Origin of the sequence: Streptomyces sp. NBC_00597 (assembly GCF_041431095.1) — a bacterium.
In the GTDB taxonomy this organism is placed as follows: Bacteria; Actinomycetota; Actinomycetes; order Streptomycetales; family Streptomycetaceae; genus Streptomyces.
The window spans coordinates 3,237,307-3,248,982 of the sequence record NZ_CP107757.1 but is presented as its reverse complement, the minus strand read 5'-3'; the positions used below and the strand labels follow the sequence as shown (position 1 = coordinate 3,248,982).

Genomic DNA, 11,676 nt, shown 5'->3' with positions numbered 1-11,676 from the left:
GGCCGCGTAACGGCGACTCAGCACCGGTGATGACCCCGTGCTGAGATGTGCTGGCATTAGCACATGGAGCAGCCCATACGTACAGGTCAAAGCCACACTCACTCGTTTGTGTGCAGAATCGGTAGGGCCCTTTACGGACTGGCCTCCTCCGTCCGCGTACGCTGCGCGACATGACCCGCAGGCCCACCGGGGCGGATCCCTCCGCCGATGCCACCGCGCCACTGCTCGCGCCCGAACTGACCGAGGCCGAGTGCCGCCGCTGCGGCACGTACATCGCGGGGCTCGACGGCCGGTACGCGTGCGGGGTGTGCGGCTGGGTCAACGACCACTCGGAGGGCCACCGGCGGCTGCCGCGGGCCGACGAGGACCCGGACCGGCCGCCCCGGGGCCGCAAGCGGCCCAAGCCGCTGCCGCCGGGCCCCGAGGACGCTCCGCCAACGGGCCGCTGAGGGGTAGGAAACCGGCCGCCGTACCCTTGGCTGGTGCGATACGTGCACACGGCAGGTTCAATGAGGAGGCGCTGCGGTGGCTGAGCTTGGGTTTGTCCATCTGGGCTTCGGACCCGATTACGTCGAGTACACCCAGGCGTGGGAGGAGCAGCGGCGGGTCCACGCCGCGCGCTTCGCGGACGAGATCGGCGACACCTGCCTCCTGCTGGAGCACCGGCCCGTCTACACCGCCGGCCGGCGCACCGCCGACAACGAGCGCCCGCTGGACGGCACGCCCGTCGTGGACGTGGACCGCGGCGGCAAGATCACCTGGCACGGCCCCGGCCAGCTCGTCGGCTACCCGATCATGAAGCTGCCCCGCCCGGTCGACGTCGTCGCGCACGTGCGCCGCCTGGAGGAGGGGCTGATCCGCACCGCCGCCGAGTTCGGCCTGGAGACCACCCGGGTCGAGGGCCGCTCCGGGGTCTGGGTGCTCGGCGACCCGATCGAGGAGCGCCCGAAGATCGGCGGCCTCTCGCTCGACTTCGACCCGCGGCTGACGGACGAGGAGTTCGACCCGCGCCTGAACGGCCCCGAGTACGCCCCCTCCAACGCCGGCCAGCGGCGTGAGGACCGCAAGCTCGCCGCCATCGGCATCCGCGTCGCCAAGGGCGTCACCATGCACGGCTTCGCGATCAACGTGAACCCGGACAACACCTGGTTCGACCGGATCGTTCCCTGCGGCATCCGGGACGCCGGTGTGACCTCGCTCTCGTACGAACTGGGCCGCGAGATCACCATCGCCGACGTGCTGCCGGTCGTCCAACGCCACCTGAAGGACGTACTGGAGCAGGCCGAGCTGCGGCCCCGGGAGATCGAGCCCGCCGCGGGCTGACGACCGGGGGGAATGCGTCCGGCCGCCCCCAGGTTGGCCGACGTAAGAGCGTATGAAATTACGGGCGTACCCTGGTGGGCGCCGAAGAATCGAAGTCACAGGGAGCCGGTCGTGTCCGCAGTCGCACCCGACGGACGCAAGATGCTGCGCCTGGAGGTCCGTAACAGCCAGACCCCCATCGAGCGCAAGCCCGAGTGGATCAAGACCCGGGCGAAGATGGGTCCCGAGTACACGAAGATGCAGGCCCTGGTGAAGGGCGAAGGACTGCACACCGTGTGCCAGGAGGCCGGTTGCCCCAACATCTACGAATGCTGGGAGGACCGCGAGGCCACCTTCCTCATCGGCGGCGACCAGTGCACCCGGCGCTGTGACTTCTGCCAGATCGACACGGGCAAGCCCGAGGCCCTGGACCGGGACGAGCCGCGCCGCGTCGGCGAGTCGGTCGTCACGATGGACCTGAACTACGCCACCATCACGGGCGTCGCGCGCGACGACCTGGCCGACGGCGGTGCCTGGCTGTACGCGGAGACCGTGCGCCAGATCCACCAGCAGACGGCGGGCCGCGAGGCCGGCCACACCAAGGTCGAGCTGCTGGCCCCCGACTTCAACGCGGTCCCGGAGCTGCTGGAGGAGGTCTTCGCCTCCCGCCCCGAGGTCTTCGCGCACAACGTCGAGACGGTGCCGCGGATCTTCAAGCGGATCCGCCCCGGCTTCCGCTACGAGCGCTCGCTCGACGTGATCCGGCAGGCCCGCGCCTACGGCCTCGTCACGAAGTCCAACCTGATCCTGGGCATGGGCGAGGAGCGCGAGGAGGTCTCGGAGGCGCTGAAGGAGCTGCACGAGGCCGGCTGCGAGCTCATCACCATCACCCAGTACCTGCGGCCTTCGCCGCGGCACCACCCCGTCGAGCGCTGGGTGAAGCCGGCCGAGTTCGTGGAGCTGGCGAAGGAGGCCGAGGAGATCGGCTTCTCCGGCGTGATGTCGGGCCCGCTGGTCCGCTCCTCGTACCGGGCCGGCCGCCTCTACCAGCAGGCGATGGAGAAGCGCAGCCGAGTCTGAGCGCAGGTTGAGGGTCCGCCCGAGGTACGAGGGCGGGCACTCGGCCGGAGCGGTGGCGAGGTGGAGCTCGACCGCGGGGACGGAGAAGCGCAGCCGGGTCCGGGGGACGCGCGTGAGGGTGTGACGCGCGCTACCACCCGGACTGTGTGAACTCACGCACAAAGTCTTACCAACGGGTAACACCGCATCGACGCGGCCCCTAGGCTCTTTTGTAACGAAGAGCCCGGCGGGCCGCGTAAATGTTTCATCACCGTTTGACCGAGCGGTCATGCCCTGGTAACACCAGTCAGTGACGATGGGTCCACGCACCGCACACACCGCTGACCCTCCCCGCCGTGCACCTCGGCCCCCCGACGAGCACCGTGAGCACCGTGAAAGGGATCGACATCATGCAGGCCGCGCCCGTACGCGCCATTGCCATTCCGTCGTTCACCGACGCCTTCCGGGGCTTCGAGTCCCTGCTCATGAGCGGCGCCCGCCGCAACGCGTGGACCGCCGTACTGGAGGACCGCCGCAGAGCCAAGGACCGGGTCGAAACCGAACACGTACTTGAGGCCGCGGCGACCCGGACCCCGCAGGCCACGTAAACTTCGCTCTATGGCGAGGAAGTCAAACGCAGAGACTGCTGCGAACCCCGGGCGACTGAAGCAGATCGCCCTGACGTACAAGATGACGCGCAAGGCCGACCCGAAGGTCGGTCTGATCGTCGCGGGCGTGGGAATCGTCACCTTCGGTGTCTTTCTCGCGATCGGCTTCCTGATCGACCACCCGGTCTACCTGGGCATCCTGGGCTTCCTGGTGGCGTTCCTCGCGATGGCGATCGTCTTCGGACGGCGGGCCGAGCGGGCTGCCTTCGGGCAGATGGAGGGACAGCCGGGCGCGGCCGCGGCCGTACTGGACAACGTGGGGCGGGGCTGGACGACCACCCCGGCCGTCGCGATGAACCGGAGCCAGGACATCGTCCACCGGGCCGTGGGCAAGGCCGGCGTCGTGCTGATCGCCGAGGGCAACGCGAACCGGCTCAAGCCGATGCTCGCCGCCGAGAAGCGGAAGCTGGCCCGGATCATGCCGGACGTCCCGGTGCACGACTTCATCGTGGGCACCGGCGAGGGCGAGGTCCCGCTGAAGAAGCTCCGTACGACGCTGCTCAAGCTGCCGCGCGTCCTGGCCGGCCCGCAGATCACCCAGGTCAACGACAAGCTGCGCGCCATGGGTGACCTCATGAGCAACATGCCGCTGCCGAAGGGCCCGATGCCCAAGGGCACGCGGATGCCGCGCGGCGGAAAGATGCGCTGACCCGTTCAGGCGATCTTCGTATACGACAGAAGGGGCGCCCCGGACCGATCGGTCCGGGGCGCCCCTTCTGTCGTGCGTCTTCCTAGATGCGGACCTGGACGGCGCGCGCGAGGCGGTCGTGCAGGCCGCGCCCGTCGCGGTCCCAGACCAGCGCCGGGATGACGAGGGCGAGCAGCAGCGTGCGCAGCACGACCCGGCCGAAGCCGAGGCGGCCGCCGCCCTCCGGGACGACCCGCAGGCCCACGAGCCGCTTCCCGGGGGTGAATCCCACGGTGCCGACGGTGAGGATGCTCAGCACCACGAAGAGCGCGAGCGTCCAGTTGCCCGTGGCGGTCGCGTTGCCGCCGGTGATGAGCCCGTATGCGATCACCTGGCAGCCGATCCAGTCGATGGCGACGGCGCCGAAGCGGCGGCCGAACCGGGCCGCGGAGCCGGACCCCTCCTGGGGCAGTCCGAGCCGCTGGCCCGGGTAGCCGAAGTCGACGCCCATGTCCTCGGCGGCCGCGCGGGGGCCGGAGAGCCAGGATCCGAGTGCTTGCCTGTTGTCCACCCGACCACGGTACCTGTGCGGCTCCACGGCCTTCCGGCGGGACCCTGGTTAACTTGTGCGAAACAAATGGGTCATGCTTGAGAAATCCCGTCTGCTTATGGTCGGGTCAGCGTGCGGCACCGCACTGACGCACCACGAGCTATAAAGCCCGCCCTGCCCCGGGGCCGGGAGTAGGAGGAGTTGGATGTTCCAGAACGCCGACGAAGTGAAGCAGTACATCGAGGAGAACGACGTCAAGTTCGTCGACGTCCGCTTCTGCGACCTGCCTGGTGTGATGCAGCACTTCACCATCCCGGCTCGGGCGTTCGACCCGGCTGAGGAGCTCGCCTTCGACGGCTCCTCGATCCGCGGCTTCCAGGCGATCCACGAGTCCGACATGGCGCTGCGTGCCGACATCACCACCGCGCGTCTGGACCCGTTCCGCAAGGACAAGACGCTCAACATCAACTTCTTCATCCACGACCCGATCACGGGCGAGGCCTACAGCCGCGACCCGCGCAACATCGCGAAGAAGGCCGAGGCGTACCTCGCCTCCACCGGCATCGCCGACACCGCGTACTTCGGCCCCGAGGCCGAGTTCTACGTGTTCGACAGCGTGCGCTTCGCGACCTCCGCGAACGAGGGCTTCTACCACATCGACTCCGAGGCCGGCGCCTGGAACACCGGTTCCGAGGAGAACAACCGTGGTTACAAGGTCCGCTACAAGGGTGGTTACTTCCCCGTAGCCCCGGTCGACCACTTCGCCGACCTGCGCGCCGAGATCTCCCTCGAACTGGACGCCCAGGGCCTCCAGGTCGAGCGCCAGCACCACGAGGTCGGCACCGGTGGCCAGGCCGAGATCAACTACAAGTTCAACACACTGCTCGCCGCGGCCGACGACCTGATGCTCTTCAAGTACATCGTGAAGAACGTCGCCTGGCGCAACGGCAAGACCGCGACCTTCATGCCGAAGCCGATCTTCGGTGACAACGGCTCGGGCATGCACGTGCACCAGTCGCTGTGGGCGAACGGCGACCCGCTGTTCTACGACGAGGCCGGCTACGCGGGCCTGTCGGACACCGCCCGCTACTACATCGGCGGCATCCTCAAGCACGCCCCGTCGCTGCTCGCCTTCACCAACCCGACGGTGAACTCGTACCACCGCCTGGTCCCGGGCTTCGAGGCGCCGGTCAACATGGTGTACTCGCAGCGCAACCGCTCGGCCGCCATGCGCATCCCGATCACGGGCTCGAACCCGAAGGCCAAGCGCGTCGAGTTCCGCGCCCCGGACCCGTCCTCGAACCCGTACCTGGCGTTCGCGGCCCTCCTGCTGGCCGGCCTCGACGGCGTCAAGAACAAGATCGAGCCGATGGAGCCGATCGACAAGGACCTCTACGAGCTCTCCCCCGACGAGCACGCGAGCGTCCCGCAGGTCCCGACCAGCCTGGAGGACGTCCTCAAGGCCCTGGAGAACGACCACGAGTACCTCCTGGCCGGCGGTGTCTTCACCCCCGACCTGATCGAGACCTGGATCGACTACAAGCGCACGCACGAGATCGCCCCGATCGCCCTGCGCCCGCACCCGCACGAGTTCGAGATGTACTTCGACATCTAAGAAGCAGTGCACGCAACGGCCCCGCCGCTCTCCCCGGAGAGCGGCGGGGCCGTTCGTCGTTCAGGCTCCCGGCGCCGCGGCCGTTCCTCCGGGCCGGCGGAGCAGCGGCATCGCGCCCGTCAGGTCGCGCAGGCAGCGGACCGCGAGTTCGGCGGGGCAGCCGGTGCCCGAGACCGGGGCGTCCGTGGTCGACCAGAGTTCCAGGGAGATGCGGATGGCGTCTGTGGCCGCCGCCGCGAGGAGGCGGACGCCCAGCGGGTCGGCGTCCTCGCCGACCAGCCGGGCGATCACCGGGACCAGGCGCTCCTCGGAGTCCTGGTTCACCCGGTACCAGACCGCGCGCAACGCCTCGTCGACCTGGGCCGCGCGGAGCAGGCCGCGGGTGACCTCCAGGCCCTCCTCGACCGTCCGGGAGTCGCTGAGCGAGCGGGTCACCGCGCGTTCCAGGGCCTCGTCGAGGGGCGTGCCGGGGTCCTCCTCGGCGAGCAGTGCGCGCCAGGCGTCGCCGCCGCCGGCGAGCAGCGGGGCCACGGCCTCCTGCTTGTTGCGGAAGTACCGGTAGAACGTACGCAGCGCGACGCCGGCGCGGTGCGCGATGTCCTCGGCGGTGGTGCCGTCGGGGCCGTGTTCGGCGAACAGGGCGCAGGCCGCGCGGGCGATGTCGAGCTGGGTGGCGGCCTTGCGGCGCTCGGTCAGCGACTGGGCTCCGGGGCCTGCCAGGGGGGAGTACGGACGAGGGGATCTCACGGGTGAAGCCTACCCCTCGGCAATGAGAGGGATTGCATGCTTTGACACTCTGGCAAAACATGTCGCATGCTCGTACGCTCGCCCCATGAACCGTTACGAAGGACGTCGCGTCCTCATCACCGGCGGGGGCTCCGGCATCGGCCGGGCCACCGTCCACCGCATCCTCGCCGAGGGCGGCCGCGTCCACACCGTGGACGTCAACGAGGCCGGCCTGAAGGCGACCGCCGACCAGGCCGCGGCCGACGGCCACGCCGGCCGGCTCACCACCGCCGTCCTCGACATATCCGACGAGGCCGCCGTACGGAGCGGTGTCGCCGCCGCCGTCGAGTCCCTCGGCGGGCTCGACGTCCTGGTCAACGCGGCCGGCATCCTGCGTTCCGCGCACACCCACCAGACCACGCTCGACTTCTGGAACCAGGTCATCGGGGTCAACCTCACGGGTACCTTCCTGATGATCCGCGAGTCGCTCCCGGCGCTGCTGGAGGGCGACCAGCCGGTCGTCGTGAACTTCAGCTCCACCTCGGCGTCCTTCGCCCACCCCTACATGTCCGCCTACGCGGCCAGCAAGGGCGGCATCCAGTCCATGACCCACGCCCTGGCCGCCGAGTACAGCAAGCAGGGCCTGCGCTTCGTCGCCGTCGCGCCCGGCTCCATCGAGAGCGGCATGACCACCGGCAACGGCCCCGGCCTGCCCGAGGACACCGACTGGAGCCTGTTCGCCAAGCTGGCCCCGGCCCTCGGCCAGGGCTTCGCGGGTCCGCAGACCGTCGCCGGCGTCGTCGCCATGCTGGGCTCCGAGGACGGCGCCTTCATCACCGGTACGGAGATCCGCATCGACGGCGGTACGCACTACTAGCCGCTCAGCCCCTGAAGCGGTCCCACAGCCGGGGGAAGCGCTCCGCGAGCACGGCTTCGTCCTCGAAGTCCAGCGGGGTGCCCTCCGGCTCGGCGGCCTGGAGCGCGATCCCCAAGTCCGGCGCCACCGCCCCGGTCAGCTGTTCGTACGCCTCGTCGGCCGCGTACCCCAGTTCCTCGCCGTCCCCGTCGATCTCCTCGTCGAACTCCTCCAGGAGCTCCGCGAGCGCGTCGGGGTCGTGCACCCCGCCCTCGAAGACCTCCCGGCCCTGGCCGATCAGCCAGCACCGGAAGTAGTCGAACGCGTCGTCGCTCGCCCCGTCGAGCAGCACCCAGGCCGCGCCCCACAGGTCCCACGTGTACGCCCGGTTGTACCGGGACTCGAAGTGCCGGGCGAAGTCCAGGACGGAGTCCGGGTCGAGCTGCGCCAGCCGCTCCACGAGCAGCTCGGCGTGCTCCTCGGGGTCGCCCTCGGCGGCCTCGCGGGTACGGTCGACGATCTCCCAGAACTCCGTCTCGTCCATCACCGCTCCAGCATCACGGGTGCGCCCCCTCGCCGCCACCGCGCATACGGCCAAAGGCCGGTGTACGACCCCGTTTACGAGGTCGTACACCGGCCTTCGGCCTACCGTGCCCGTGCCCGAGGGCTACAGGCCGTAACGCTCGCGCGCCTCCTTGATGGCGGACGCCGGGACCTCGCCGCGGCGGGCGAGCTGGGCCAGCGCGGCCACCACGATCGACTGCGCGTCGACGCCGAAGTGGCGGCGGGCGCCCTCGCGGGTGTCGGACAGGCCGAAGCCGTCCGTACCGAGCGAGGTCCAGTCCTGCTCCACCCACTGGCTGATCTGGTCCGGGACCTGGCGCATCCAGTCGGACACCGCGAGGACCGGGCTCGTGACGCCCTCCAGGGCGCGGGTGACGAACGGGGTGCGCATCTCGCCGCGCAGCAGCGCCTCGTCGCACTCCAGCGCGTCGCGGCGCAGTTCGCCCCAGGAGGTGGCGGACCAGACGTCGGCGGCCACGTTCCAGTCGGCGGCGAGCAGCTGCTGTGCCTCCAGGGCCCAGTGGATGGCCGTACCCGAGGCCATCAGCTGGATCTTCGGGGCGTCCGCGGCCGGGGCCGCCTCCGCCAGGTCCGCCGCCGTGTTGAAGCGGTACAGACCCTTGAGGATGCCCTCCTCCACGCCCTCGGGCATGGCCGGCTGCGGCTTCGGCTCGTTGTAGACCGTCAGGTAGTAGAAGACGTCTTCCGGCTTCTCGCCGTACATGCGGCGCAGACCGTCCTTGACGATCACCGCGATCTCGTACGCGAACGCCGGGTCGTAGTTGAGCGACGCCGGGTTCGTGGACGCGATCAGGTGGGAGTGGCCGTCCGCGTGCTGGAGGCCCTCACCGGTCAGCGTGGTGCGGCCGGCGGTGGCGCCGACGATGAAGCCCTTGCCGAGCTGGTCGGCGAGCTGCCACATCTGGTCGGCGGTGCGCTGCCAGCCGAACATCGAGTAGAAGATGTAGAACGGGATCATCGGCTCGCCGTGCGTCGCGTACGACGTGCAGGCGGCGATGAAGTCGGCCATGGCGCCGGCCTCGGTGATCCCCTCGTTGAGGATCTGGCCGTCCTTGGCTTCCTTGTAGTACATGAGCTGGTCGCGGTCGACCGGCTCGTACGTCTGGCCCAGCGGCGAGTAGATGCCGGCCGACGGGAACAGGGACTCCATACCGAAGGTACGGGCCTCGTCGGGGACGATCGGAACCCAGCGCTTGCCGGTCTCCTTGTCGCGCATCAGGTCCTTGACCAGACGGACGAAGGCCATGGTGGTGGCCATCTCCTGCTTGCCGGAGCCCTTGAGCAGTGGGGCGAAGGAGCGCTCGGCCGGAGCCGGCAGGGCCACGTGGTGGACCTTGCGGGCCGGGGCGGGGCCGCCGAGGGCCGCGCGGCGCTCGTTCAGGTACTGCACCTCGGGGCTGTTCGCGCCCGGGTGACCGTACGGGACCTTGCCGTCGACGAAGGCGCTGTCCGGGATCGGGAGGCCCAGGAGGTCGCGCATGTTCTTGAACTCGTCGGTCGTCAGCTTCTTCATCTGGTGGTTCGCGTTCTTCGACTCGAACCCGGCGCCCAGCGTGTAGCCCTTGACGGTCTGCGCGAGGATGACCGTCGGCGCACCCTTGTGCTCCAGGGCGGCCTTGTACGCGGCGTAGACCTTGCGGGGCTCGTGGCCGCCGCGGGAGCTGTGGAAGCACTCGGCGATCTTCGCGTCGGAGAGCACCCCGGCCAGCTGCACGAGCTCGGCGTTGGCGCCGAAGAAGTGCTGGCGGATGTAGGCCACGTCGCGGGTCGCGTACGTCTGGAACTGCGCGTCCGGTACCTCGCGCAGGCGGCGTACGAGGGCGCCCGTGGTGTCGAGCTGGAACAGCTCGTCCCAGGCGGAGCCCCACAGCGACTTGATGACGTTCCAGCCGGCGCCGCGGAACTGGGCCTCCAGCTCCTGGACGACGCGGAAGTTCGCGCGGACCGGACCGTCGAGGCGCTGCAGGTTGCAGTTGATGACGAAGGTCAGGTTGTCCAGCTGCTCGCGGGAGGCGAGGGCCAGGGCGGCGGTCGACTCCGGCTCGTCCATCTCGCCGTCGCCGAGGAAGGCCCAGACGTGCGAGTTGGCGGTGTCCTTGATGCTGCGGTTCTGCAGGTAGCGGTTGAAGCGCGCCTGGTAGATCGCGGACAGCGGGCCGAGACCCATGGAGACCGTCGGGAACTCCCACAGCCAGGGCAGGCGCCGCGGGTGGGGGTAGGACGGCAGGCCGTTGCCGCCGGCCTCCTGGCGGAAGTTGTCGAGCTGCTGCTCGGAGATGCGCCCGTCGAGGAAGGCGCGGGCGTAGATGCCGGGGGAGGCGTGGCCCTGGATGTAGAGCTGGTCGCCGGATCCGTCGGCCTCCTTCCCGCGGAAGAAGTGCTGGAAGCCGGTCTCGTAGAGCCAGGCCGCCGAGGCGAAGGTGGCGATGTGGCCGCCGACGCCGTACTTGGAGCCGCGGGTCACCATGGCCGCCGCGTTCCAGCGGTTCCATGCGGTGATCTTGGCTTCCATCTCCTCGTCACCCGGGAACTCGGGCTCGGCGGAGGTGGGGATGGTGTTGACGTAGTCCGTCTCCAGCAGCTTCGGCAGGGCGAGGCCGGCGGCCTCGGCGTGCTGGAGGGTGCGGCGGAGCAGGTATTCGGCGCGGCGCGTACCGGCGGCCTTGGCGACGGCGTCGAGGGAGGCCGCCCATTCGGCGGTCTCCTCGGTGTCGCGGTCCGGGAGCTGGTCGAGCTCGCTCGGAAGCTTTCCTACGGGGTCGGACATCGGTGTGCGCCGCCTTCCGGACAAAGGAGAGGTGGTGAAAAATCCCTGACGGGCAGGACAGGGTCGGTGGACCCGGGTGGGGTCCGTCGTCGACTGTAAATCGCTGATCGATGATCGATCAAATGAATGTGGCGAAGAAATGTCCAGCGGCCGAAAGTCGGCACCCGGTGCCATGAAAATAGGCACCCGGTGCCGGGTAAAACGGGACGAACCAACCTGTCGGTGCGACCGTCAGGCGCGGGGCGCGCACCCCAGGACGTGCCGCTTCACCAGCACGCCGATGTCCGGATCCTGATTGCGGAACGCCTCCACGAGGGCCGCGTGCTCCTCCGCGTACGACTTCTGGACGGTTCCCAGCCAGCGGATGGACAGGGCCGTGAAGACCTCGATGCCCAGGCTCTCCCAGGTGTGCAGCAGCACGCTGTTCCCGGCCGCCCGCACCAGCTCCCGGTGGAAGCCCACGGTGTGCCGCACCTGCGCGGTCCCGTCCTCGATCCGGTCGGCCTCCCACAGGGCCGCCACGTGCGGCTCCAGCGTCGAGCAGTCGGCCGCCAGCCGGGGTGCGGCCAGCTCTGCCGCGATCTGCTCCAGACCGGCCCGGACCGGGTAGATCTCCTCCAGGTCGGCCGCCGACAGGTTCCGTACGCGCACGCCCTTGTTCGGCGCCGACTCGATCAGCCGCAGCGTCTCCAGCTCGCGCAGCGCCTCGCGCACCGGCGTCTGGCTGACCTCCAGTTCCACGGCGATCCGACGCTCCACGATCCGCTCACCGGGCTTCCAGCGCCCGCTGACGATCCCCTCCACGATGTGCTCGCGGATCTGCTCGCGCAGCGAGTGCACGACGGGTGGGGTGATCATCCGGGCTTCATCTCCTGTGACGGCACGATCGCTTCGATGCGTAGACAATACGGCGCAGTAGC

The 11,676-nt window shown here is 69.6% G+C and carries 12 protein-coding genes; 7 read left to right on the top strand and 5 right to left on the bottom strand.

Annotated features, from left to right (window positions below; translation table 11 throughout):
- The first annotated feature begins 170 nt into the window (after window positions 1–170).
- From OG974_RS14460 to OG974_RS14440, 5 genes are all read left to right on the top strand, one after another.
- A complete protein-coding gene (locus tag OG974_RS14460) occupies window positions 171–449 on the top strand; it encodes a hypothetical protein (RefSeq protein ID WP_327283100.1) in 279 nt (92 codons plus the stop codon).
- Between the two features lie 76 nt (window positions 450–525).
- The gene (gene lipB / locus OG974_RS14455; protein WP_327283099.1) at window positions 526–1,323 is read left to right on the top strand and encodes a lipoyl(octanoyl) transferase LipB; all 798 of its coding nucleotides are present in this window, start codon (window positions 526–528) and stop codon (window positions 1,321–1,323) included.
- 111 nt (window positions 1,324–1,434) lie between these two features.
- Window positions 1,435–2,382 (top strand): lipoyl synthase, encoded by a 948-nt coding sequence (lipA, locus tag OG974_RS14450; protein WP_327283098.1) that lies wholly within the window; start codon window positions 1,435–1,437, stop codon window positions 2,380–2,382.
- 389 nt (window positions 2,383–2,771) lie between these two features.
- On the top strand, window positions 2,772–2,969 hold the full coding sequence (locus tag OG974_RS14445; protein WP_054225563.1) for a hypothetical protein: 198 nt from the start codon (window positions 2,772–2,774) through the stop codon (window positions 2,967–2,969).
- A gap of 10 nt (window positions 2,970–2,979) precedes the next feature.
- Window positions 2,980–3,678 (top strand): DUF4191 domain-containing protein, encoded by a 699-nt coding sequence (locus OG974_RS14440; RefSeq protein WP_327283097.1) that lies wholly within the window; start codon window positions 2,980–2,982, stop codon window positions 3,676–3,678.
- Between the two features lie 82 nt (window positions 3,679–3,760).
- Here OG974_RS14440 and OG974_RS14435 read toward each other — a convergent pair whose 3' ends face one another.
- Window positions 3,761–4,228 (bottom strand): RDD family protein, encoded by a 468-nt coding sequence (locus OG974_RS14435; protein WP_371646670.1) that lies wholly within the window; start codon window positions 4,226–4,228, stop codon window positions 3,761–3,763.
- A gap of 184 nt (window positions 4,229–4,412) precedes the next feature.
- Between OG974_RS14435 and glnA the strand changes: the two genes are divergently transcribed.
- Window positions 4,413–5,822 (top strand): type I glutamate--ammonia ligase, encoded by a 1,410-nt coding sequence (gene glnA / locus OG974_RS14430; protein ID WP_327283095.1) that lies wholly within the window; start codon window positions 4,413–4,415, stop codon window positions 5,820–5,822.
- A 60-nt stretch (window positions 5,823–5,882) separates the two neighbouring features.
- Here the strand turns inward: glnA and OG974_RS14425 are convergent, their stop codons facing one another.
- On the bottom strand, window positions 5,883–6,569 hold the full coding sequence (locus OG974_RS14425) for a TetR/AcrR family transcriptional regulator (protein ID WP_371646668.1): 687 nt from the start codon (window positions 6,567–6,569) through the stop codon (window positions 5,883–5,885).
- 85 nt (window positions 6,570–6,654) lie between these two features.
- Here OG974_RS14425 and OG974_RS14420 point away from each other — a divergent pair, with 85 nt between their 5' ends.
- Window positions 6,655–7,425 carry an SDR family NAD(P)-dependent oxidoreductase gene (locus OG974_RS14420; protein WP_371646666.1) on the top strand — a complete coding sequence of 257 codons (771 nt, stop codon included), beginning with the start codon at window positions 6,655–6,657 and terminating at the stop codon, window positions 7,423–7,425.
- A gap of 4 nt (window positions 7,426–7,429) precedes the next feature.
- Here OG974_RS14420 and OG974_RS14415 read toward each other — a convergent pair whose 3' ends face one another.
- The 3 genes from OG974_RS14415 to OG974_RS14405 all read right to left on the bottom strand — a co-directional run bounded on the left by OG974_RS14415 (window position 7,430) and on the right by OG974_RS14405 (window position 11,611).
- Window positions 7,430–7,948: a DUF4240 domain-containing protein gene (locus OG974_RS14415; RefSeq protein ID WP_327283092.1), complete on the bottom strand. Its 519-nt coding sequence runs from the start codon at window positions 7,946–7,948 to the stop codon at window positions 7,430–7,432.
- Window positions 7,949–8,071: 123 nt separating this feature from the next.
- On the bottom strand, window positions 8,072–10,756 hold the full coding sequence (aceE, locus tag OG974_RS14410) for a pyruvate dehydrogenase (acetyl-transferring), homodimeric type (RefSeq protein ID WP_327283091.1): 2,685 nt from the start codon (window positions 10,754–10,756) through the stop codon (window positions 8,072–8,074).
- A gap of 231 nt (window positions 10,757–10,987) precedes the next feature.
- Complete coding sequence (locus OG974_RS14405; RefSeq protein ID WP_327285624.1) at window positions 10,988–11,611, bottom strand: GntR family transcriptional regulator; 624 nt, start codon at window positions 11,609–11,611, stop codon at window positions 10,988–10,990.
- Window positions 11,612–11,676 lie beyond the last annotated feature (65 nt).

Bases quoted from the DNA above. Each gene is read 5' to 3' on its own strand.
- glnA (WP_327283095.1), top strand. From the start codon at position 4,413: ATGTTCCAGAACGCCGACGAAGTGAAGCAGTACATCGAGGAGAACGAC.
- OG974_RS14420 (WP_371646666.1), top strand. From the start codon at position 6,655: ATGAACCGTTACGAAGGACGTCGCGTCCTCATCACCGGCGGGGGCTCC.
- OG974_RS14445 (WP_054225563.1), top strand. From the start codon at position 2,772: ATGCAGGCCGCGCCCGTACGCGCCATTGCCATTCCGTCGTTCACCGAC.
- aceE (WP_327283091.1), bottom strand. From the start codon at position 10,756: ATGTCCGACCCCGTAGGAAAGCTTCCGAGCGAGCTCGACCAGCTCCCG.
- OG974_RS14415 (WP_327283092.1), bottom strand. From the start codon at position 7,948: ATGGACGAGACGGAGTTCTGGGAGATCGTCGACCGTACCCGCGAGGCC.
- OG974_RS14460 (WP_327283100.1), top strand. From the start codon at position 171: ATGACCCGCAGGCCCACCGGGGCGGATCCCTCCGCCGATGCCACCGCG.
- OG974_RS14440 (WP_327283097.1), top strand. From the start codon at position 2,980: ATGGCGAGGAAGTCAAACGCAGAGACTGCTGCGAACCCCGGGCGACTG.